Annotated in this window: 20 protein-coding genes; 19 read left to right on the top strand and 1 reads right to left on the bottom strand. The window is 61.4% G+C overall.

The features are described 5' to 3' along the window. The first annotated feature begins 30 nt into the window (after positions 1 to 30). The 7 genes from A7X65_RS38480 (at position 31) to A7X65_RS38445 (ending at position 9,227) form a co-directional block, all read left to right on the top strand. The gene (locus A7X65_RS38480; protein ID WP_063694616.1) at positions 31 to 840 is read left to right on the top strand and encodes a SapC family protein; all 810 of its coding nucleotides are present in this window, start codon (positions 31 to 33) and stop codon (positions 838 to 840) included. A gap of 122 nt (positions 841 to 962) precedes the next feature. Then, positions 963 to 2,825: a GAF domain-containing protein gene (locus A7X65_RS38475; RefSeq protein ID WP_063694615.1), complete on the top strand. Its 1,863-nt coding sequence runs from the start codon at positions 963 to 965 to the stop codon at positions 2,823 to 2,825. A gap of 13 nt (positions 2,826 to 2,838) precedes the next feature. Beyond that, positions 2,839 to 4,986, top strand: coding sequence for a hypothetical protein (locus A7X65_RS38470; protein ID WP_063694640.1), 2,148 nt, complete (start codon positions 2,839 to 2,841; stop codon positions 4,984 to 4,986). A 7-nt stretch (positions 4,987 to 4,993) separates the two neighbouring features. Beyond that, positions 4,994 to 6,994 carry a preprotein translocase subunit SecA gene (locus tag A7X65_RS38465; RefSeq protein ID WP_082885210.1) on the top strand — a complete coding sequence of 667 codons (2,001 nt, stop codon included), beginning with the start codon at positions 4,994 to 4,996 and terminating at the stop codon, positions 6,992 to 6,994. Positions 6,995 to 7,152: 158 nt separating this feature from the next. Then, positions 7,153 to 7,902: an efflux RND transporter periplasmic adaptor subunit gene (locus A7X65_RS38460; protein WP_208608647.1), complete on the top strand. Its 750-nt coding sequence runs from the start codon at positions 7,153 to 7,155 to the stop codon at positions 7,900 to 7,902. An 88-nt stretch (positions 7,903 to 7,990) separates the two neighbouring features. Beyond that, positions 7,991 to 8,254: a cold shock domain-containing protein gene (locus tag A7X65_RS38455; protein ID WP_063694613.1), complete on the top strand. Its 264-nt coding sequence runs from the start codon at positions 7,991 to 7,993 to the stop codon at positions 8,252 to 8,254. A 676-nt stretch (positions 8,255 to 8,930) separates the two neighbouring features. Beyond that, on the top strand, positions 8,931 to 9,227 hold the full coding sequence (locus A7X65_RS38445) for a hypothetical protein (RefSeq protein ID WP_145662754.1): 297 nt from the start codon (positions 8,931 to 8,933) through the stop codon (positions 9,225 to 9,227). Positions 9,228 to 9,617: 390 nt separating this feature from the next. Here A7X65_RS38445 and A7X65_RS38440 read toward each other — a convergent pair whose 3' ends face one another. Further along, positions 9,618 to 10,844 (bottom strand): glycosyltransferase family 87 protein, encoded by a 1,227-nt coding sequence (locus tag A7X65_RS38440; RefSeq protein WP_063694610.1) that lies wholly within the window; start codon positions 10,842 to 10,844, stop codon positions 9,618 to 9,620. 453 nt (positions 10,845 to 11,297) lie between these two features. Here A7X65_RS38440 and A7X65_RS38435 point away from each other — a divergent pair, with 453 nt between their 5' ends. The 12 genes from A7X65_RS38435 to A7X65_RS38380 all read left to right on the top strand — a co-directional run bounded on the left by A7X65_RS38435 (position 11,298) and on the right by A7X65_RS38380 (position 22,439). After that, entirely contained in the window at positions 11,298 to 12,791 is a 1,494-nt protein-coding gene (locus A7X65_RS38435) for a hypothetical protein (protein ID WP_245324064.1), read from the top strand. Positions 12,792 to 13,317: 526 nt separating this feature from the next. After that, positions 13,318 to 13,530 carry a hypothetical protein gene (locus A7X65_RS38430; RefSeq protein ID WP_063694609.1) on the top strand — a complete coding sequence of 71 codons (213 nt, stop codon included), beginning with the start codon at positions 13,318 to 13,320 and terminating at the stop codon, positions 13,528 to 13,530. Between the two features lie 229 nt (positions 13,531 to 13,759). After that, positions 13,760 to 13,972, top strand: coding sequence for a hypothetical protein (locus tag A7X65_RS38425; RefSeq protein ID WP_063694608.1), 213 nt, complete (start codon positions 13,760 to 13,762; stop codon positions 13,970 to 13,972). A 217-nt stretch (positions 13,973 to 14,189) separates the two neighbouring features. Then, a complete protein-coding gene (locus A7X65_RS38420) occupies positions 14,190 to 14,696 on the top strand; it encodes an A24 family peptidase (protein ID WP_063694607.1) in 507 nt (168 codons plus the stop codon). A gap of 1 nt (position 14,697) precedes the next feature. Then, positions 14,698 to 15,651, top strand: coding sequence for a Flp pilus assembly protein CpaB (gene cpaB, locus A7X65_RS38415; protein WP_063694606.1), 954 nt, complete (start codon positions 14,698 to 14,700; stop codon positions 15,649 to 15,651). After that, complete coding sequence (locus A7X65_RS38410) at positions 15,648 to 16,847, top strand: CpaE/TadZ family protein (protein ID WP_245324063.1); 1,200 nt, start codon at positions 15,648 to 15,650, stop codon at positions 16,845 to 16,847. Before cpaB ends, A7X65_RS38410 begins: the two co-directional genes overlap by 4 nt. Then, entirely contained in the window at positions 16,844 to 18,346 is a 1,503-nt protein-coding gene (locus A7X65_RS38405; RefSeq protein WP_430643942.1) for a TadA family conjugal transfer-associated ATPase, read from the top strand. The genes A7X65_RS38410 and A7X65_RS38405 overlap by 4 nt, the downstream gene beginning before the upstream one ends. After that, a complete protein-coding gene (locus A7X65_RS38400; protein ID WP_063694605.1) occupies positions 18,343 to 19,275 on the top strand; it encodes a type II secretion system F family protein in 933 nt (310 codons plus the stop codon). The genes A7X65_RS38405 and A7X65_RS38400 overlap by 4 nt, the downstream gene beginning before the upstream one ends. Further along, positions 19,272 to 20,174, top strand: a complete 903-nt coding sequence (locus tag A7X65_RS38395) for a type II secretion system F family protein (RefSeq protein WP_063694604.1) — start codon at positions 19,272 to 19,274, stop codon at positions 20,172 to 20,174. The genes A7X65_RS38400 and A7X65_RS38395 overlap by 4 nt, the downstream gene beginning before the upstream one ends. A gap of 16 nt (positions 20,175 to 20,190) precedes the next feature. Further along, positions 20,191 to 20,652: a hypothetical protein gene (locus tag A7X65_RS38390; protein WP_063694603.1), complete on the top strand. Its 462-nt coding sequence runs from the start codon at positions 20,191 to 20,193 to the stop codon at positions 20,650 to 20,652. A 9-nt stretch (positions 20,653 to 20,661) separates the two neighbouring features. Further along, positions 20,662 to 22,032: a pilus assembly protein TadG-related protein gene (locus A7X65_RS38385; protein ID WP_063694602.1), complete on the top strand. Its 1,371-nt coding sequence runs from the start codon at positions 20,662 to 20,664 to the stop codon at positions 22,030 to 22,032. Continuing rightward, a complete protein-coding gene (locus A7X65_RS38380; protein ID WP_245324061.1) occupies positions 22,032 to 22,439 on the top strand; it encodes a TadE/TadG family type IV pilus assembly protein in 408 nt (135 codons plus the stop codon). The genes A7X65_RS38385 and A7X65_RS38380 overlap by 1 nt, the downstream gene beginning before the upstream one ends. The last annotated feature ends 147 nt before the right edge of the window (positions 22,440 to 22,586 follow it).

Raw genomic sequence — 22,586 nt, 5'->3', positions numbered from 1 at the left:
GCCCGAAATTGCAAGGGAAGGAGCTTTGTAATGACTGCGCAACTGTTGATCTACGAAACCGTTATTCCGTTGTCCGCCGCGCGTCATCGCGGTTGCGCGGTCGAGATGGCCAGGAACTATGGCTTCAGCAGCAAGACCAATTCGGTGCCTCTGATGGCGGTCGAGTTTCCCGCCGCAGCATCCGAATATGCGATCGTGTTTGCCGGCACCAAGGACAACGTCATGCCGGCCGTCATTCTCGGCGTACGGGACAGCGAGAACCTGTTCCTGTCGGCGGATTCCAAGTGGGACGGCAAGTATGTCCCCGCCTTCCTGCGTCGCTATCCGTTCGTGTTCTCGACCAGCTCCGACGGCGAACGGTTCGTTCTCTGCATCGACGAGGACTATTCGGGATTCAATCGTGACGGTCGCGGACAGAAACTGTTCGACGACGACAACAAGCCGACCCAGTATGTCCAGAACATCCTGACATTCCTGCAGGAATATCAGACCCAGTTCAATCGCACCCAGGCCTTCTGCAACAAGGTGCGCGAGCTGGATCTGCTCGAGCCGATGCAGGCCCAAGTCGAACTCCCATCGGGCGAAAAGCTCTCGCTCGCGGGGTTCATGGCGGTGAACCGGGAGAAGCTGAAGGCACTGTCCGGCGAAAAGCTCGCCGAGCTGGCCAAGACGGACGAGCTCGAGCTGCTCTATCTTCACCTTCAGTCGATGCGCAACTTCCAGGCTCTTCCGTCGCGCCTCGCGGTCGTGAAGGGGGCAGCTCCGCCGGCGGTCGAACCTGGCGACGCCGCGGAGGCGGAATCAGGCGATCGCCTGAATGGGGCGAGAGCATCCGCCTAGAGAGCGGATCACATCGTGCCCCCGTGTGATTGCGACGCCTCATCGGCGATTCCGTCGCGCGCGCCGCGATGCTGTCCGCTATGGCAGCATCGCGGGCATAGCTCCGAGAGCGATGAGTAGCCATGACCACTGCGTCCCCGATCTATTCCTTCACCGAGGACGCAGCGCGGGCGGAGTCGATAGCCTGGGCTAAATTTTCGGCGGCCAAGGACAGTTCCGAGTTTTGCGCGAGCTGGCTTGCAATCCTTTGCATGCAGGTCGAACGGGTGGGCGGGGGGCTCCTGTTGCTGGGGCCCGACAAGGACGGCGGCTACGTGCCGGCGGCGGTGTGGCCGCACCCCGGCCTTGACATGCAATATCTCAGCCCGGCCGCCGAACGGGCTCTGACCGAGCGCCGCGGAATCGTGCTGCCCTCGGAGGGGCTTGGCGCTTTGCGCGAGCACCACGCCTTTATCGGCTACCCGATCGAAGTGTCCGGCACACTGCATGGGGTGGTGGTGCTCGATATCGGGCCCGGCCCGGAAGCTGCGTTGCAGCGGGCCTTGCGGCTGTTGCATTGGGCGAGCGCCTGGCTGATCGACCAGTTCCGCAAGGGCGCGCTGGAGGAGCGCGACGCGCGGCTCGCGCGAATGGGGCTCGCCATGGATATCGTGGCGACGGCCATGCAGGAGCGGCATTTCTCGGCAGCAGCGCTAGCTGTCGCCAACGAACTTGCAGGCCGCCTGGCCTGCGATCGGGTGAGCGTGGGGCTCGAGCGTTCAGGCAGCGTCCAGGTGAAGGCGATCTCGCATACGGCGACGTTCGATCCCAAGATGGACCTTGGCCGGCGCATCGGCAACGCCATGGACGAGGTGCTCGACCTCGACGTCGCGCTCGTGTTTCCCCCGCGTGACGACGTGGAGAGCGCGGCACTCGCGCATGCCGATCTCGCACGCGAGTACAGGGACGTTGCGATCTGCTCAGTGCCGCTTACGGATGACGGACACGCGACCGGCGTCTTGACCCTGGAGCGGACGGCGGGCGAGCCGTTCGATATCGAGACCATCGAGTTGTGCAAGACGGTTGGCGCGCTGCTTGGTCCGATCCTGAAGCTCAAGCGAGACAGCGAGCGCGGCGTCCTGCGCCATGCCGGAACCTCCTTGCATCATGGCCTGGAGCTCCTGTTCGGGCCACGCCATCCCGGCGCTAAGCTCATCGCGCTTTCGCTGGTCGGCGTCATCCTGTTCTTCAGTGTCGCGACGGGGACGTATCGCGTCGCGGCGAAGACGGTGATCGAGGGGGCCGTGCAGCGGATCGCCGCGGCCCCGTTCGACGGGTATATCGCGCAAAGCTTCGTCCGGGCAGGCGACACCGTGCATGCCGGGCAGGTGCTGTGCAAGCTCGACGACCGGGAGCTCAAGCTCGAACAGACGCGGTTGTCGTCGGAGCGCGAGCAGCTCGACCGCAAATATCGGCAGGCGCTGGCGGCACAAGAGCGCGCGAACATGACGATCCTGCAGGCCCAGATCGAACAGGTCGACGCCATGCTGTCGCTGGTCACCGACAAGCTCGCTCGCGCCACGCTGCTGGCTCCCTTCGATGGCGTCGTCGTCGCAGGCGACCTGCACCAGCTTCTCGGAACGCCGGTCGAATTGGGCAAGATGCTCTTCACGGTCGCGCCATTGGACAGCTATCGCGTCATCCTGCAGGTCGAGGAACGTGACATCTCCTACGTGAAGCTCGCTCAACAGGGCGAACTCACGCTCTCGGGCATCCCGCACCGGAGGATGGACTTCTCGGTCGAGCAGATGACGCCGGTTTCGACTGCCCAGGAGGGCCGCAACTATTTCCGGGTCGAGGCGCGGCTCTACAATGCATCCGAACGCGTTCGGCCGGGCATGGAGGGTGTAGGAAAGGTCGATGTCGGTGAGCGCAAGCTGATCTGGATATGGACCCATAATTTCACCGACTGGGTCCGTCTGTCGATTTGGAAATGGCTGTTCTGATTGCGAGGTCGTGGTGAACGCGCCGTTGCTCAGCAATTGGTGGTATCGTGTCGCGGCGCGAAAGCCAAAGCTGCGCTCGCACGCGCGACTTCATCGGCACATCTACCGCGGCGAAGTCTGGTACCTTTTGCAGGACCCCGCCTCGTCGCGGGTGCATCGATTCAGCCCTTCGGCCCGGTTGATCGTCTCGCTCATGGACGGGACGCATTCCGTCGAGCAGTTGTGGGAGCTCGCGAACAGGCATCTGGGCGAGGACGCACCCAGCCAGGACGAGCTCATCCATCTGCTGGGCCAGCTGCACGCCGCCGACCTGTTGGAAAGCGACGTCACGCCTGACGTCGCCGAGCTTTTTACCCGCAGCGAGCGCGAGCAAAGGGCGCGCCATTTGCGCTCCTATGGCAATCCGATGGCGATCCGCATCCCGCTGTTCGATCCGGATCGGCTGCTCAATCGCTGGGCGGGTCTCGTACGGTTTGTCTGGAGCGGCTGGGGGGCCCTCGCGTGGCTGGCGTTCGTGCTTCCGGCTTTCATTCTGATCTGGCCGCATTGGCCGGAGCTCAGCCACAATTTCAGCGACCGCGTATTGGCGATCGACAATCTGTTCATCATTTATCTGGTCTTTCCCGCGATCAAGGCGTTGCACGAACTGGGGCACGCCTCCGCCACCAAGGCCGGCGGTGGAGAGGTCCACGATCTCGGCATCATTCTGCTGGTCTTGCTGCCGGTTCCCTACGTCGATGCCTCGGCCGCCACCGTTTTCAGGTCCAAGTATCGGCGTGCGCTTGTCGGTGCCGCCGGCATGGGCGTCGAGCTCTTCGTCGCGGCGATTGCGTTCTACCTGTGGCTCCTGGTCGAGCCGGGTCTGGTGCGAGCGATCCTGTTTAACGTCATGCTGATCGCGAGCGTGTCGACGCTTCTGTTCAACGGCAATCCGCTGCTTCGCTACGATGCCTATTACATCCTCGTGGATCTCATCGAGATTCCGAATCTGGCGGCGCGGTCGTCGCGTTACTGGGGCTATCTGCTCGAGCGATACCTGCTCGGCGTCTCCGATCTGGAGCGCCCTGAGGCCTCCGGCATGGAGCGGGTATGGTTCTTCTTCTACGGCCTGGCGTCGACGCTCTATCGCATCATGGTGACGATCTTCATCGCGTTGTTCATCGCGGGACAATTCTTCTTCATTGGTGTCATTCTTGCGGTCTGGGCGGTGGCGGCGATGGCGATCCTGCCGATTACAAAGGCGGTGCGGCATCTCCTTGAGAACCCCCGCCTGCGCAAGCATCGCGCCCGTTCCGTCACGATCGCGGCCGGACTGGTGTTTGGCCTGGCTTTCTTTCTGATCGCCGTCCCGATGCCCTACCATTCCAGCGTGGAGGGAGTGCTGTGGCTGCCCGAAGAAGCAATGGTACGCGCCGCCTCGAACGGCTTCGTTCACGAACTTCTGGTCACGCCGGGAACGCTGGTCACCCAAGGGGACCCGCTGATTCAGAGTCGGGAGCCGACGCTTGTCGCGCAATTGCGCAGGAACGAGGCCAAGGTGGCTGAGCTGCAGGCCGAGTATGCGGCGCAATTCGTGTCGGACCGTGCAAAGGCGCAGATTATTCGCGACAAGCTCGAACTCGAACGCGCAAATCTGGGCCTTGCCCGCGAGCGCGCGTCTGATCTCGTAGCGCGCGCCCGCAGCGATGGCGTGTTCGTCGTGCCACAGATGGTCGATATGCCCGGCCGCTACTACCGTCGGGGCGAGCTCCTCGGCTACGTGGTCGGAAACGCGACGCCGCTGGCGCGTGTCGTCGTGCCGCAGGAGGCGGTGGACAGGGTACGCCTGACCACCGATCGCATCCAGGTCCGCCCGGTGGACCAGCCGCGCCTGGTCCTGGAGGGACGCGTGTTGCGTGCGGTGCCCGCCGGCGGCGAATATTTGCCGAGCGCGGCACTGGGCGTGGATGGCGGCGGCGATTTCGTGATTGATCCGCGCGATGCGAAGGGGCCGAAGACGCTGCAGCGGACCTTTCAATTCGACATTGAGCTTCAAGGTCTGGAGGCGGTGGACCATTTCGGCCAGCACGTCTTCGTCCGGTTCGAACACCGGATGGAGCCTTTGGCCGTGCAATGGTATCGCAGCGTCAGGCTGCTATTGTTGACGAACTTCCATGTCTAAGAGCGTTATGGAACTCGATCACCGCGACCTGGCGGTTGGCCGTCCCTATCCAGAGCGCGCGGACCGCGAGCCGGCGGTGCATGATCGGCTGGCCGAATATCTGGCGAAGGGCCTGATCCAGGGCCCGTTCAGGCGGCTGCGGGACCCAGTTCGCGCCTTGATGCCCATCGTCGAGTACGCCGCGGCGCATGAGAACGCATTGCGGATCCTGAGCGACGAGGAGCTGCGCCTGCAGGCGTCCGCCATCCGCGCGAAACTGCGCAATTCGGGCTTTGCACCGCCTCTGGTCGGCCGATGCTTTGCGCTGGTGCGGGAGGCTGCGACACGGACCATCGGTCAGCGGCACTATGACGTGCAGCTGATTGCGGGATTCGGGCTACTGAAGGGCAGACTGGTGGAGATGGCGACCGGAGAAGGCAAGACCATCGCTGCGACGCTGCCTGCAGCGACCGTCGCGCTTGCCGGGTATCCCGTGCACCTCATTACCGTCAACGACTATCTTGCCCAGCGCGATGCAGGCGAGATGAGGGCGCTCTATGAATTCCTGGGCCTGAGCGTGGGCGCCGTGGTGCAGGGCATGTCGAGAGCCGAGCGGCGACGAGCCTATGCGAGCTCGGTGACGTATTGCACCAACAAGGAGCTTGCATTCGACTATCTGCGCGACCGTGTCGCCCTGACGCACCGAAGCAGCAGTCTGCACCTTTCGCTCGGGCGATTGCGCGGCAGCCTGCAGCGCGACGAGGACCTCGTGCTGCGCGGGCTCTATTTCGGCATCGTCGATGAAGCCGACAGTATCTTCATCGATGAAGCGCGTACGCCCCTGATCCTCTCATCGTCGACGGGGGCAGGCGAGGAGAGGCTGCAATGCGAGCAGGGCCTCCGGTTCGCGAGCACTCTGGTCGCGGGAAAGCACTTTCAGATCGATCTCGCTGAGCGAAATCTGGTGCTGACCGAGGAGGGGCGCCGGGAGCTCGGCGAGCTGACTGAAGGGCTGCAAGGCGTCTGGAGTTCGGTTCGCGCTCGCGAGGAGCTGGTGACCCAGGCTCTCACCGCGATGATGCTGTTCAACCGCGACCAGCACTATGTCGTCATCGACGGCAAGGTCCAGATCGTGGACGAGTCGACGGGACGCGTGATGCCGGACCGTTCATGGGAGCGCGGCTTGCATCAGCTCATCGAGGTCAAGGAAGGTTGCGAGCTGACCGACCGCCGCGAGACGCTCGCGCGCATCACCTATCAACGGCTGTTTCGGCGCTATATTCGCCTGTCCGGGATGACGGGGACCGCCCATGAGGTCGCGCGGGAGATCAAGTCGGTGTACGGCCTCGATGTCGTTCGCATCCCGCTGAACCGGCCCTCGCAGCGCCGCGTGGCGCTTCCTCTCGTATGTACAACCTCGGCTCAGAAGCTGCGGATCATTGCCGACAGGGTGGAGCGGCTGGCGATGGCCGAAGGCCGGGCGGTGTTGATCGGCACGCGCTCCGTGGGCGCCTCGGAGGAGATCAGTGCCGCCTTGAACGCACGTGGCATTGCGCATGCGCTGTTGAATGCGAAGCAGGACAAGGATGAGGCCGACGTGGTCGCGGCGGCCGGTGAGCCTGCGCGGGTGACGGTTGCGACGAACATGGCGGGCCGCGGTACCGATATCCGTCTCGGCGCCGGCGTCGCCGCGCGAGGCGGCCTGCATGTGATCCTGACCGAGTACCACGACTCCCGGCGGGTCGATCGCCAATTGTTCGGTCGCTGCGCCCGGCAGGGCGATCCCGGCAGTTGCGAGGCCATCGTTTCACTTCAGGACGATCTGTTTGTCATCCATGCCGGAGGGATGACGCGCCTGCTTGCAAGGCTCGTTGGCGGCGGTGTTCCAATTCCGTCGCGGCTCTACCAGCCGCTGCGTTGGCTGGCGCAGTTCCAGGCGGAACGACGACACGGCTACGTGCGCGTGCAGAACGTGAAGCAAGATCGCCGGCTTGACCGAGTGCTTGCATTTTCGGGGAGAGGAGAATGAAACGAATCCAGGCCTCTGAGTGCGCCCCCGTCCCTCGGGCACGGCCTCTCGATTTCGGCGCGTCGCTCGCAGTCTCGGGCGTTCGTTGCAGGGGACTTGCGGTTCTGGCCCTTGCAATTCTCGCTGGAGCGGGATGTGCCAATGCCCAGGAGAGGAAGTTGCAGGGGCAATTCGACTGTCTGATCCAGCCGAAAATGGTGCTCAAGCTCGGGACGTCCGTGCCGGGTCTCCTGAGCGAGATGCTGGTTGACCGTGGCGACATCATCAAGAAGGGGGACGTGGTCGCACGGCTGGAGTCCGGAGTGGAGCAAGCGGCGGTTTCGCTGGCGAAGGCCCGGGCCGAAAACGAGGCAACGGTCCGCTCGAGCGTCGCCAAGCTCGAGTTTCAGCGCCGGAAGGACGAACGATCCAAGCTGCTGCGCAGGAACGACTCGGTTTCGGCGGCGGTAGCCGACGAAGCGGAGACGAGTGCGCGGGTAGCCGAGCAGGACGTCGAGGAAGCCAAGGTCAATCTTGCGATCGCGGGGCTCGAATTGGCGCGCGCCAATGAAGTGCTGAAGCTTCGTACCATCCGTAGCCCGATCGATGGTGTGGTCGTCGAGCGCAAGCTCGGCCCGGGCGAATACGCATTCGATCAGGCGCATCTCCTGACGGTTTCGCAGATCAATCCGCTGTTGGTCGAGGTTTATGTTCCCCTCGGTCAATTCGGAAAGATTCGCGTGGGGGCATCTGCGGAAGTCTACCCCGAGGATCCTGTCGGAGGCCGGTACGACGCCCTCGTCACGGTCGTCGATCAGGTGTTTGACGCGGCCAGCGGGACGATTGGTGTTCGCCTTGAACTGCCAAATCCGAACTACGCGCTTCCTGCCGGACTCAAATGCCGAGTCCGTTTCCCCGGTATCGGCTGACACGAGTACAGAGACGGAGATCAGGTCAATTCTATCCGAGAGCAAATTCCGACCGCACCGTTCGGCGATCGTATCGAAAGGTTGCAAGATGCTGGAAGGTACAATCAAGACATATCACGGCGACAGGGCATTCGGCTTCATCAGGCCGGATTCCGGTGACACCGACGTTTTCTTTCATCTCAAATCGTTCTCGCCCGGCGTCACCCCTGAGGCCGGTACACGGGTTTGCTTCAATCTGGCGCCCGATCAGCGGTCCGGAAAGCGGCAGGCTGTCAGCGTCAGGGTCGTGGCGAACGTGCATAGCGCGCCGGTCCTGACGCGATATGTCCGGTCGCCGCGCCTGCCGCGCTAGCTCGGATGCCTGGTGGTGCCCATGGGCACCACCTCATGCACGCGATGACATTGAGGAGGCCATCATGCTCAGTCGTCTTCGAAAGCTCGTTTTCAGCATTCAACACCGCGCGCCGACGGTCCGCTTCACCGAGAGCATTCGCCGCGTCAATCGTTTGGCGCGCCTGATGTCCATGATGCAGCGACGACCTCCTCGCAAGGTCGAGCAGGGTTGACGATGCCGGCTGATCTTGAAAGAGCCGGCATTGTCGAGCGGGAGACCATCGTCCGTCGGCTCCTGCGACGCGCGGCTGGACGGGCCCGTAGCTCGCAAAGGCGGGCGGCTGAGGTCCCCTTCGGCCGTGAGAATGACCCCAATCTTGAATTTCAGGACGGCCCGGCAGTGGGCGGGCTGGGATGGCTTGTCGGGGCCTTGACGGTGTTTCTCATTCTTCATGCCGCGTGGGTAAGGCTGGGTGTGTTGTAGGCGGGTTGGCCGCCTGTCGATGGTGGCGCCGCCACGGCCGATCGACGCTTTACCCAGGGCCCGCGCGATGCGGTGTGCCTTCGCGAGTAGGTGATCACAGCAAAGCGGCTCGTGCGCGTGACGCAGGTGAAGCTTGCGACCGTACCCCTACGGACTTCCGCCGCGAGGGCGAATCTGGCCTATTGCGTTCGAAGCGTGCGTCCGTAGGGGATTGGCGGAGCAGCGTTTGGACGATCTGGACCGCAAGATTGAGCTGCTCAAGACGTCGCTCGCAGCGACGTGGAGTGATCTCGCCAAATCCTCAGGCTCCGCCGACGACAAGTGCCAGATGCGCGCGCAAGCAAAGCGCTGCAGCGAGGAGCTGAGGCGCTGCCTTCTGATCGCCGAGGCGAAACAGACCCGCGAGCACGCCAAGGCTCTGTCCGATCAGGACGGGCGTACGCTGCCAAAACCAAACTTCCGTTTGCTCTCGACCGACGCCGCGGCGGAGGCAGCAGGCCCGGGATAAAGGGCCCTTAACGGGCGACGCCTTCCAGGCCACACACCATTAAATAGTCAGTTATGATGACCTAATTCGAGGGACTCGAAACCGTCCGGAAACCCGTTTCCGTCAACGCCGACATCACGCTGAAACGTCGATGGACCAACCTGTTATCGCTTTGAGTGATGGGGATTTAAGTCTCGAGCGATGGGGATTTATCATGTGGGCAATTCTTAACGACCTGTACCGCGAATATTGCCTGGCACGCGTGACCGAGATGCGGAAGTTCGAACTGACGCATTGAGGCGGTCGCCCGGCCATTCCAAGGCAAGCTTATGTGTGCGGGCCGACCGGCGAGGATAAGGATCATTCCACCAGGTCAATCGGTCTTGACCCGCCGGCGACGCTAAACGGCGCCTAAACGCCCGCGGCAACCGATTTCGGCGCCGGCTCGCGCCACCACGACGACCCGGCGCGCGCCAGAATCAGCATCCAGACGATTAAGGTCGCTCCGAGTCCCGTTGGCGTGCTCGTCAGGAACGAGAGAACGAGTGCGAGCGTGCTGGCCAGCGCAGCAAGCTCGTAGCTGCGGAAGCCGCTCCTCAATCCCATGCGAAATAGGAACGCGACGGAAATCGTCAGGATCAACATGTCGTAGATGGCAATATAAGGGGTGACCAACAGCGTGCCTGCAGCTAGGGCGGCAGCCTTCAAACCATAGGGTACGCGGCTGCGCCACATCAGTACGAGAACCAGCGTCGTGCTCAGAACGAGGATAAGCTGGAGCATCCAGGCGAGCTGCTCGGTGCCGCCAAAATGACGCACCAGAGAGTAGAGACTCATCAATTTCCACCAACTGAACCTACCATCGATCAAGATCACGTTCGAGGAGTGCGACAGCCAGTAGAAAAATGCCACCCAACTCGCCGTTCCAAAGGCCAGTGCCGAGATGAGCACCATCGCGATAGTCGTCACGGTGGCGCTAACGAATACGCGCCAATGTCCCGCCGCCATCAACACAACGGGAAACAGCAGCCCAAATTGTGGTTTGTAGGTCAATAGACCAAGGCAGATGCCTGCGAGTCCCGGGCGCACCGGAATGAGATAGAGCGTGCCGCCAATCAAAGCAGCGGTCAAAAATCCGGTCTGCCCGACCAGCGCATTGAAAAAAACGATCGGCACGGCGAGTGCGAGCAGTACGCCAAGGTTGTGACCGACGATTGCCCGCACCACCGCAACATACGGCATTAAGCTGACAACACTCCATCCGAAATACGCTGCACCATAGGGCAGCAGCGCCATGAGTGATGCGACGAAGAGGAATGGTGGCGGGTAGTGCCAGGGTAAACTACCGACGAAATCCTGCCCCAGGGCCGCAACCTCGATTTGCCTAAGGATCTCCCAGTCAAACGCTTGTGCTGGCAAGCCTTCGAGCGCGAGGCGCCCGGCGGCCCAAAAGCTGACGAAATCCGCCGGGATGCCGAATCCGTCGCGGTCGTAGATCCAGGTCCGCGAAATATAAGCGATCAGGCAAGCCGTCAGATTGGTCGCGGACAGCACAAAAAGCACTGCAAAGAGCATCCTCCGAGAGAAAGCGGAGACCTTGGTTGGCGCCGAGGCGGTTTCTTGGGACGAGCGAACCATGGCAAGATCCGGTGCTCTAGGAAACAATCGGAGCGGGGCGCGCGTACAGCGGACAAATTCGGGCGATGCGGGTGATCAAGTCGCGGGAAAACTGAAACTCGTTCCGCCGATAGACAGGGGAGAGCGTAAACCCACTCAGACAGAAGAATAGATCAACGGAAGCGTGCCACATGAAAAAGGTGTTGGGTCCGGCGGACGAAAGCCGTTGAAGCTGGGCCAAGCCGATGGTCGTTCCAGCCACGCCACGAAGCCCCGTTAGTGCCCGCAGCTCCGGCGGCGGACCGCTACTCCAAGTCTCCCCGGACTCCATTCAGCCCTTCCTGCGACATAGCCAGGCTACGCGATCCATCTGCTGCTATCGACGATGATGGTGGGGCGATTAATCAGTTTTAATACTGGACGTTGCTTCCAGAAGCCTAAGATGACAATGATTAGCTTTCAAGGATGCTAATTATGTCGTTAGGCATTGGTTCGCAACAAATGGATGCGAATAGCGTAAAGACAGAGAGCCTTCCGAGCAGTGATCATCTTCGGGCCTGGCTACCGTTGATCTTGGCCACGACGGCCTATTTGATTCTCATCGGCAAAATCAGCGACGTATTGCGGGATACCGATACGTATTGGCACGTTGTGGTCGGCGAATGGATCATTGATCATCGTGCCGTACCTCGTGTTGACCCGTTTTCCTTTACGAAGCACGGCGCGCCCTGGATCACCAGCGCGTGGTTGTCGGAAGTCCTCTATTATCTTGCATTCAAACTGGCAGGGTGGCTGGGCCCTGCGCTTCTAGCTGCGTTGTCGGCTTCGACGGCGTTCTTCCTGCTTGCCCGTTGTCTGCTCAGAAGACTGCCGAACGTGCCGGTTACGATTCTGGTGAGTGCCGGCATAGCCATGACGGTGCACCACATCCTGGCCCGGCCGCACGTGTTGATCTTTCCCCTGATGGTGCTGTGGGTCGACGGTCTGCTTCGGGCTGCCGACGCGCGCCGAGTGCCTCCATTGTCCTTTGTTCTGATCATCACACTGTGGGCGAATCTCCATGGGAGCTTCACGTTGGGCGTGGCCATGATCGCTCCGTTTGCCCTTGAGGCGGCTTGGAACGCGGACAAATCGACCCGCTTGACGGTCGCGCTGCATTGGTTCCGATTTGGGGCGTTGGCGCTCGGGGCCGGCTGCGTGACGCCGTATGGGATCGAGTCCATCCTGGTTACAACACGGATTTTGAGCCTTGGGTCGATGCTCTCGACAATTGGCGAGTGGAGGCCGATAGATTTCGGCTCTCTACACCCATTTACAGTTTGCCTGCTTGGTGGTGCTGCCTACGCGCTCTACAGCGGGTTCAAGTTGCCCTTTATCAGGATGGCTGCACTGCTCGCGCTCGTCTACGAAACTCTCGCTCATCAGCGGTACGTCGACGTTTTTGCAATGGTTGCCCCATTCCTTATTGCTGGCCCGTTGGCGCAGCACATCTTGCGGCAGGAACCCCGAAAAGCCATCCCGGCAAGGACGACGCATATCATCACGTTTTTTGCGGTCCTATCGATCATCACCAGTGTGATCGTTGTGACGAAGGATCGAACGTTTCCACTTGTTCCGGTTGTTGCAGTGGAGAAGCTCAAAGAGCTGAAGGCAGAACGCGTCCTGAATGACTACTACTTCGGCGGATACTTGATCTTCCAGCGCATGCCGCCGTTCATCGATTCGCGCGCCGAATTGTATGGCCCGGAGTTTCTCAGCCGCTACATGCGAGTAGTCTCACTCGAGGATCTGCCGGATTTCATCAGATTGCTCGATGAATACAAAATCGATTCAACACTGCTCTTCCCTGCGACTCCGGCTGTCGGGATGCTCGACCGGTTGCCTGATTGGGAGCGCGCGTATTCCGACAATGTGGCTGTCGTCCACGTTCGGCGTACGCATCCAGAAGGCGCGGCGTCCCCGAAATAGCGGGCATCTGCAGACCCGGGGCGAAAGTCGGCCGCAACGCCCGATCGCCCCGCCAGGAAGTCTTAATCCGGGTTATTTGGAGTATTTAATTACCGCTGCGGATTTCCCTCCGGGTTACTGGACGGCATCGGAGCTGTAGCGCCGCTCCTTGGTCGGTCGCCTAAAAATCGGATAATCCGATTTCTGCGAATTGGCCGCGCAGGTCCAAATCGGAATAAAAGATGTTCGGTGCGTAAAAAGTCCGGCAATGCCGTTGACGGTTCTTGAGAGGTCGGCACAACGTCCTCGGCCGCTGATTTACGAGTGCCTCGGCAACCGGCAAAGCGCCGCGAAATGCGGCAAATCGGCCTCTTTCTCCGGTTCCGATGACCCCGTAGGACTACAGGTTAGCCCTTCTGAAGTAAGGTTAATTAAGGATTAGCAGGTGACAAAGATTTACGTCGGTATATAAATTTTAAATTGTTGGCATTGGCTCTGATCGGCCGACATAGGCTTCGTGTATTAATCTTAGTAAAAGGAATTTCCCATGTTGAAGTTTTACATCAAGGCCACGGAAGCTCTGAAGCACCTCCGCTCCGACAACGCGGGTGTGGTGTCGTTTGAATACGTGATCGTCGCCGCTTGTGTCGTCGCTGCGGTTGGTCTTGCGTTCGGTGCCGGCGGAACCGGTCCGATCTCGAGCGCCCTGAGCGCCGCGATCTCGAGCATCTCCGCGAAGGTCATTTCTGCGGTTGGATAAGGACCGATCCGGGCGAGAGGACGGGGTCAGGGATTGTGGCCCTGTCTTCTTTGAACCGGAGGGCGACCGCCTGGCGGCAATGTCGGTCGAATCAATTGTGCCACCAACCAGTCTACCGAAGACCTCGGCGGCAGGCATTCCGACAGGACGAGTCATCGACGGTGCGGGCGGCGTCGTTCGTTCCGAACCGCGTCGGCCAGGAAGCTGAACTCAACTGAAGAGGTGTCACGTGTTAAGGCATTTTGTCGAAGTTAGCGAAGCTCTGAAGCGTCTTCGCGAAAATGAGGGCGGCGTGGTGTCGTTTGAGTACGTCATCGTTGCCGCGTGTATCGTCGCCGCGGTCGGGCTTGCGTTCGGTGCCGGCGGGACCGGTCCGATCTCGAGCGCGCTGAGCGCAGCAATCTCGGCCATCTCTGCAAAGGTTATTGCTGCCGTCGGATAGTATGGCGGCAGCTTCAGTGAATTTCATTCGATGATGGATTGGACGCCGACTGCATACTGATTTCCCGTTGGCGTTCAGTTCATCAAGGTTGCATTGACGGATGCAGGGCCCGCCATAGGCGCCACTGCGATTTGTATTGTTTTTACGGCCGCCGTGGCCCGTTCTAATTGGGCCTCTTTAAGGCCGCTTTATTAGACGTGCTTGGGGTTTGTGCCTGATGAGTTGGATCGTCTCCATAGCCTCGATTCTGCAGATCCTGCTGCTTCTGTATGTCGCCACCATGGACGTCGCGACACGTTTAATCAGCAATGAGATTTGTCTGACCCTGGCGGTCTTGGGGATGGCCAGTCATTTGACCAATCCTGCCGGCATCGCCGGGTCGCTCTTCATCGCGTCGGTTCTGTTTGCGGTGCTGTTCGTTCTCTACCAACGAGGATCGATCGGCGGTGGCGATGTCAAGTTGCTGGTCGTGCTGGCGCTTGGCCTGCCGTGGATGGGCGTCGTTCAGTTGCTGGCGATCACGGCTCTGGCAGGCGGGGTTCTTGCACTGGTGCACGTGATAATGCGGAGCCTGCCTCATCCCGGACTGGCGCCGGTCGGATCGTCGCTGCTGCGTCGCGTCTATGCGGTCGAGCGCTGGCGTCATTTGCGGCGCGCGCCGCTTCCTTATGGAGTCGCCATAGCCTGCGGCGGTATCGGAGCGATTTTTAACAGGGGTTTTTGACATGTCATCGGCTTTGCGGCTTTCGATCATTGCGGTGTTGGTTCTTGCGATCACGGCGCTGGGCCTCATCGCCTTCAACCTGAGCACGCCCAAGGCAACGGCGACGACGGAAGTCGTTCAGCCAGTCGCAAAGGTCTTGGGATACTATGTGGCGGCGCGGCCATTGCCGCGAGGGACCCTGGCCCGAGACGAAGATTTCGCCGTGCGCTCGGTGCAGGCTGAGCAGGTTCCGGCGGATGCGATCCTGGAAACTCCCGACGCCAAGGCGTCGCTTGCCGGTTCGCTCGTGCGCAAGTTCGTCGAGGCCGGCAATGCGATCACCCTCCAAGACATCGTGCGCCCCCAGGATCGGGGTTTCCTTGCGAGTGTGCTGGCGCCCGACAGCCGCGCCATCAGCATCAGGGTTGACGAAGAGTCCGGGGTGTCGGGCCTGATCAGGCCGGGCGATCAAGTGGACGTCCTGCTGACCCAGTTGTTCGAGAAGGCGGACCCTTCGCGTCGCGCGCTGACAGAAACCGTGCTCCGCAACGTTCGGATCATCGCGATCGACCAGGAAATCGCGCAGGGCGGGCGAGGCATCGCCACTGCTATGGGCAAACCCGCCCAGACGGTGTCGCTGGAGCTCACGCCTGAGCAGGTGCAGAGAATCACGGTCGCCAAGCAACTCGGAAAGCTCTCGCTTTCGGTCAGGGCCGCCATCGACAAGCGCGATAGTGTCGATTCTGGCGTCATGTCTAGCTGCGATGTGTCGCCGGAGCTCGCCCGCCAGAACGCCATTGCCGGCCAGACCACTGCAGTGGTGGTCTATTCTGGCGGTGAAGCCAAGCAGTTCACGGTCAGGAAGCAGGTCACGGGCGCCGGCAATGCAAGCGTCAACTGCGATGGGCAGGATGTTGCCCGCCAGGCCGCCGTCGTATCGGCCGGCGGCTCTGGCAATTCGGCGGAGAAGCGATGATGATGAACATGGCAGTCGTGAATCCGCCTGAAGCACCATCCGTCGTCACGCGCGACCGCATCGTCTGCTTCGTCAACGACGAGGATAGCGCCGCGGCTTTGCGCAAGGGTCTCGACGGCGCCCACCTGTCGCTGAGACGCGGCACAATTCGCAACGCCGTACGGATGCTCGAGGCCGACACGGACCTGTTCGCACTGGTCGCAGACATCAGTGGGTACGATGATCCGTTTGCCGAATTGGAAAGGTTGGCCAGCGTCTGTCCGCCTGATGTCCGGGTCGCATTGATCGGAGAGAGCAGGGAGATCGGCTTCTACCGCGAGCTCATGGACATCGGCGTGACCGAGTACCTGCCGCGGCCGCTCACGCGGGATATGGTGCTGGATCTGCTGCGCCCGAAGCTGCTCGGCGGCGAGGCGCCGGCCCAGCCGGATCGCGGCGGGCATGTGATCTCGATCTGCGGCGCGCAGGGCGGAGCCGGAGCGACAAGTATTGCCATCAATCTTGCGCTGCATCTGGCGGAGACGACGAAGGCCAAGGTCGCGCTGCTCGACCTCCATCTGCAGAACGGCGAAACTGCCGTGATGCTGGGGGTCCGGCCGGGACCGGGACTGCGCATAGCGCTGGAAAACCCGATGCGTGCGGACACGCTGTTCCTCGAGCGCTCGGCAATTGAAATCAACGATCGGGTCAGCCTGATCTCCGCGGACGAGGAACTGGATGCGCAGCTCAACATCACCGAAGCCGGCGTGAGACACGTCCTGGGCCTGCTGCGTCAACGGTTCAACTACATCGTCGTCGACGTGCCCGTGCCGTTTCCTCCCTCGATCTATCCGGTGATCAGTCTTGCTCGTCACGTCCTGGTGCTGCTGGAAGCGGAGGTGACGGGGCTCCGCAACGCGCACGCGCTTCGCACCGCCGTCACCAACATTGCCGGCAAGGACCGGGTCTTCACTCTGCTCAATCGCGCCAATCGTGCCGGGGGCCTTCCCAAGGCGACGATTGTCAAGGCCCTGGGCGCCGAACCGGACATGGTGATCCCTGATCTCGGGAAAGGGATGACCCAGGCGGTCAACCTCGGCATTCCCGCGCTCAAGCACGTCTCGGGACTGCGACGTCACCTCAAGCCGATCGTGCGAGAGATTACGGGGGTGGGGGGCGAGCGCAAGGGACGGCTCAGGAGGTTGCTCGGGCTATGAAAAAGTTCGGGAGACGCCCAGACGAGTCGCCCATGGTTGATTTGTCCGCGCTGACAGGGAGCTTGCGCGGGTCGACGGAAAACGCGCCTTCGCCGGCCGTGGATTCGCCGGCATTGGCAGCAGACACGCCTTCGCCTCCAGACCTGCCCGCACCGAACGCTCGACCTCCTTCCCTGAGTCTGGGTTCGGCTGCACCGGCGCCGGGCCTCGCCCCGAAGTGGGGCAACGAACCATCGCTTCATCATCCCGTAATGCTCAACTCGCTGCGAGACCGGGTCATGGAGCAGATCGATCCGTCGGCCGCGGCGACCGTTTCGCGCGACGTGCTGCGGCGCCAGATCGAGGAAATCATCCATGGGATCGCCAACGACGAACGGCTGGAACTGTCCGGCCGCGAGCAGATCCAGCTAGCGGACGATATCGCGGACGACATGACCGGATACGGGCCACTCCGTCCGCTTCTGATCGACGAAACGATCAACGACATCATGATCAACGGCCCCAACAACGTCTATGTCGAGCGCAGCGGCAAGCTGGAGCGGGTCGCCGTACGATTCCGCGACAACGATCACATCACCTCGGTCGCCCAGAAGATCGCCGCGCAGGTCGGGCGGCGCGTCGACGAATCCAGTCCCATGGTCGATTGCCGCCTGCCCGATGGCAGCCGCGTCAACATCATTCTGCCGCCGCTCGCGATCCACAGCCCCTGCATCTCCATTCGAAAATTCCCGAGCCGTCGCCTCGATCTGGCTGGCCTGATCGCGAACGGCTCGATGACGCCGGCGATCGGAAAATTGCTGGAGATCGCCTCGCGGGCGCGGCTCAACGTTCTCGTGTCCGGAGGTACCGGCTCCGGCAAGACGACGCTGCTGAACGCCATGAGCCAGTTCATCGATCACAGCGAACGCATCGTCACGATCGAGGATGCGGCGGAATTGCAGCTGCAACAGCCGCACGTGATCAGCCTGGAGACCCGGCCGCCCAGCCTGGAAGGCACCGGGCAGGTGACGCAACGCGATCTGCTCTGGAACGCCCTGCGCATGCGTCCCGACCGCATCGTCGTCGGCGAAGTCCGTAGCGCCGAGGCATTCGACATGCTGCAGGCAATGAACACCGGCCATGACGGATCGATTTCCACGGTGCACGCCAACAGCACCCGGGACGCCCTGACCCGCATCGAGAACATGGTGCAGATGGGGCAGGTCAATCTGCCGTCGCGGGCGATCAGGTCGCAGATCGTTGCCGCGCTCGACATCATCGTCCAGGTCGAACGCATGCGCGATGGCCAGCGCCGGATCATCCAGGTCAGCGAGGTAATCGGCCTCGAAGGCGACGTCATTACCACCAACGACATTGCGGCTTTCGAGTATCAGGAAGAGGACACTCACGGCCGGATATTGGGAACCTACAAGTCGACCCACGCGCTTCCAAAGTTCAAGAGCCGTCTTGCCTATTACGGGCTTCAGCAAGCCTGGACCGATGCGTTGAGGCAAATATGATTCCGAACTACGTGATCGCGATCGTTCTGGCCCTGCTGCTCTGCGCGACGGGCGTCGCGCTGTGGCTCGACAGGCGGGAACGGCGCATGAACCGCCAGCTCTCGATCGCTCTGCAGACCTCGCCGACCGCCAGCCTGACCTCGATCCGCCGGACCGAGACCGGGGCCCGCTCGATGCTGCTGTACCGTCTGGCGAACTACAATCCGGACATCGTTCACGTCTTGCATCCGGTCTATGTGCTGCTTGTGGGTGCGCTCGCGGCATTGGCCGTATTTTATGCCAATCAGCTGTTCGGGTTTTCGACGTCCGACGTGTCCATCGCGGCTGCGATCGTCGCGGTATTGGTGGTGCGTGGTCTGTTTGGATGGCAGCGACGGCGGTTCTCCAATCGCCTCTTCCGGCAATTGCCGGATACGATCCAGCTGGTCACCAGCACAGTCCGCGCTGGTCTGCCGGTCAACGAAGCATTTCGCACCATCGCTCGCGAGATGCCGGAGCCGACTGCGGGGCAGTTCGCCATCGTTTGCAGCCAGATTGGCCTCGGCGTGGCGCCGGAGGACGCCGTGGAGGCCGTCTACCGGCGGACGCAGGTTGCGGAATACGCGATGTTTTCGGTGACGCTCGCGGTGCAATTGAAATCCGGCGGCAGCCTGGCCGAGACTTTGCAGATCCTGGCGGAAACCGTGAGTCAGCGCGTCGCACTGGCCGCCCGTGCGAAGGCGCTGGCAGGAGAGGTCATTTTCTCCTCGCGCGCGCTGTCATTGTCACCTTTGATCATCGGTGGGTTGCTGTACGCGGTCAATCCGCAATCGATCAATCTTCTGTTTCTCGATCCGACCGGAAACATGCTGCTGGCCTACGCGGTCGGCTCGGTCGTCCTCGGGCACTTTGTCATACGTTGGATGATCCAGAGGGAGACATCGTTATGACTGCCGGCATGAGTGTCGCAGCCCTCATGGTCATCGCTGTTGCGGTGACGCTCCTGCTGGTGATTCGCGAAATCCACTTTCGCACGCTGAACGCGCGCGTTTCCAATGCGGTGCTCGGCATTTCCGACCGGTCGACGCGGTCCCAGGACATGGTCGGCTGGTTCTCGTCGATCGGCATGCGGTACCGAAAGTTCTATGCTGAGGAGAATCTCGACGAGCTGCGGACGGTTCTTCAATCGGCTGGATTCAACCATCACCGCGTCTTGCCGATCTGGATCGGAGTCAAGATCGTCAGCACGGTCTTGTTCCCGATCGTTTTCTTCCTTTTTGCACAACTGTCAGGAGCGCCGCTGGCCAGCGCGTTGATGATCGCCCTGTTCGGCGTGGCCATCGGGATCATGGGGCCGCGGCTGGTACTGCTGGTGATGAAGCGGCGTTTCGATGCCGCGGTTCGGTCGGGCACGCCCGATACGATCGACCTGCTGGTCGTGTGCGCTGAAGCGGGCATGGGCCTGGAAAGCGCCCTCCAGCGGGTCGCCGAGGAGATGAGCCAGACCAATCCGGCCATCTCGCGCGTTCTGCGCGGTTTGCTCGACGACCTGCGGGTCCTGCCGAGCCGCGCCGAGGCGTTCGAGAAACTGGCATCCACCTCGGAAGGGCTTCGCCGCTTCGGCATCATGGTCAGCCAGAGCCTGCAATACGGAACGCCGCTCGGCCAGGCGCTGCGTACCATCGCGGCCGATCTGCGGCGGGAGCGGATCACCGGCCTCGAGGAGCGGGCTCACAAGCTCGGTGCCAAGCTCACGGTACCGATGGTGTTGTTCCTGCTGCCGGCGATGTTCGTCATTCTCGGCGGCAGTTCATTCCTACATCTCATTCGTTCCTTCAAGGGGCTCTAGCCACGAACGCAGCGTCATGAGTGAAGTTCGTACAGGCAGGCACAGGAGCGGCAAGCGCTCTTTCATCGGTGATCAGCGCGGTGCTGCCGCGTTCGAAATGGCGATCATCTACCTTGTTCTGGTGTTCAGTCTGCTGCTGCCGTTGGCCGATCTGGCGATTGCCGGCTTCAGGTTCATTTCGGCGCATCAGGCGCTTCGCGACATGGGGCAGCGGACTCAATATTCCCCGCCGGGCGACGTGACCAGCGCCTCCGACATTGCGGCATGGAAAAGCGCGCTGCCCAGCACGATCAGCGGATTTGCGATTACGCCGCAGGTCTACTGCGGTTCTCCCGGAACGGTGGCTCCCTGCAGTTCGGGGGCGGCATCGATCGTGAAGTACTACACCTTCTCGACCACCTTTACGTTGACGCCCATGGTGCTCGGCTCGGCGCTGTGCACATCCTGTACCATCACTTACACCCAGCGATTTCAGTAGGAGGACGCCATGCGCAAACTGGCTCACTGCCGTCGCGGCTCCGTCGCCTTCGCAACGGTGATTGCGCTGGTACCGCTGATCGGGTTTGTCGCTCTCGGGGCCGAGGCGGGGTCGTGGTACGTGACCAAGCAGAACGCACAGAATGCCGCCGACGCAGCGGCCTATTCGGGCGGCTTGTCGCTCGCATGTTCGCTCAACTCAGTAGCCGAGAGCGACTGCGATAGAACGCAGGATTACATCTACCGCGGCAAGCAAATGGCCGCGCAGAACAAGTTCTGCAATTCCAGCGGCGACCCGGTCTATCCGGGCTCGACTTGCGGTACGGCGCAGGCCAGTACCACGCAAACCGTGTCAATCGATCGAGGAACCTACTCTGCCGGCGCCTGGACCAGTTCATCAACCGGCATGCATGTGCTTGCGACAGTGGCGCAGCAGCAGCCGGGATATCTTGCGCAGATACTTGGCATGTCCGCCGTCACCATCCGGTCGTCCGCGGTTGTCGAGATCCAGAATCCAGCGCCGATATGCGCGTTTGGATTGGGACCTGGAAGCGATGCGCTCACGATCGGCGGCAGCAGCGCCATCACGGGCAGCGGCTGCGCGATGATGTCGAACACCAACGTCAAGTACAACGGCACCGCGAGTTTCAGCGGCTCGGGCTGGTCTGTGAATGCAGTGGACGGCTGTAAGGCGTCATCGGGACATTGTGCCCTTACCGGTGCGGGGTACAATTACAACACGCTTACGGCAAAGAATCCACTGTCGGTGCTGGATTCGAAATCGTTCAATTCAAGGTCGAGCCCCGTATCAAGCCCATGCAACGCGCAGGGCAAAGTCACCAATGGAAACACCTGCAATCTGACCGCAAACAGCGCTAGCGGGGTTTACAGCGATCTGACGGTAAATTCCGGCGGGACACTGAATCTCGCACCAGGAACCTACTTTTTCTACAATGCGACGATAAATTGGGGGGGCAATGTCAGCTGCCCAACCTGCACCGGCACATCAGGCGTAACGCTCGTATTGCTCGGAACCACTTCGAACCTCACTATCAGTGGCGGTACGGTTAACCTCTCGGCCGGCACGACCAATTCGTTTGATACTGATCTGAACGGTATCTTGATTGACGATCAGGCAAACAACACCAACGCGAACAAGATTGCAGTAAGCATAGGCGGCAGCAATACGTCGACCTTGGGCGGTGCAATGTATTTCCCGCATGCCAATGTGTCGTACGGCGGGACGGCTCAAAGTGCGAACACACAATGTACGGAAGTGATCGCGGCTTCGCTCACGATCAACGGCAATACCTATCTGAGTTCGTCCGGTTGTACGTCCAACACCTTGGGCAAAACCAAGGTCGTTGCGATGGTGCGCTGATGAAAAGGCTCGACCAGCGCGGCTCGGCGGCGTTCGAGTTCTGCCTCGTCGCCGTGTTCTTTTTCACATTCGTGTTCGCGATCTTCGATCTCGGACGCTATGCGATCACCATGCAATTGTTGCGCGCACTCGCCAGTGACGGTGCCAGGGCGACGATGATTAAGTGCTACACGCCTCAGGTGACGCAGGGTTTGTCGCCGTCTGGCTGCACCAGTGTCAGCACCTACTATACCAGTACCTATCTGACGTCGGTGCCGAGCATCATGGGGCTCACGCCGACATTGAGCGCGAGCGACAGCGGTTCCGTCCTGACCATTACGGCGACGCTGCCCGGATTCTCGATGATGACCCCGACGTGGAGCGGATTGAATTCGACGCCGACTGCGAGCACGTCGATCCCCTATTAGGCCGTTGTAATGAGATACCGTCACCCGAATCGTGTCTTTCGCCAGCGCCCGGCCAAGTCAGGGGATGGCGGGTTTAACGGAAAAGAATGTTATTTGCGGCCCAATAAGCACCGGGGAGTCAGCCGTCGGCCGAGGGAACCAACGGCT

It is taken from the genome of Bradyrhizobium stylosanthis (assembly GCF_001641335.1).
Taxonomy (GTDB): Bacteria; Pseudomonadota; Alphaproteobacteria; order Rhizobiales; family Xanthobacteraceae; genus Bradyrhizobium; species Bradyrhizobium stylosanthis.
The sequence above is the reverse complement of the archived record's forward strand: the minus strand, read 5'-3'. Positions and strand labels throughout refer to the sequence as shown.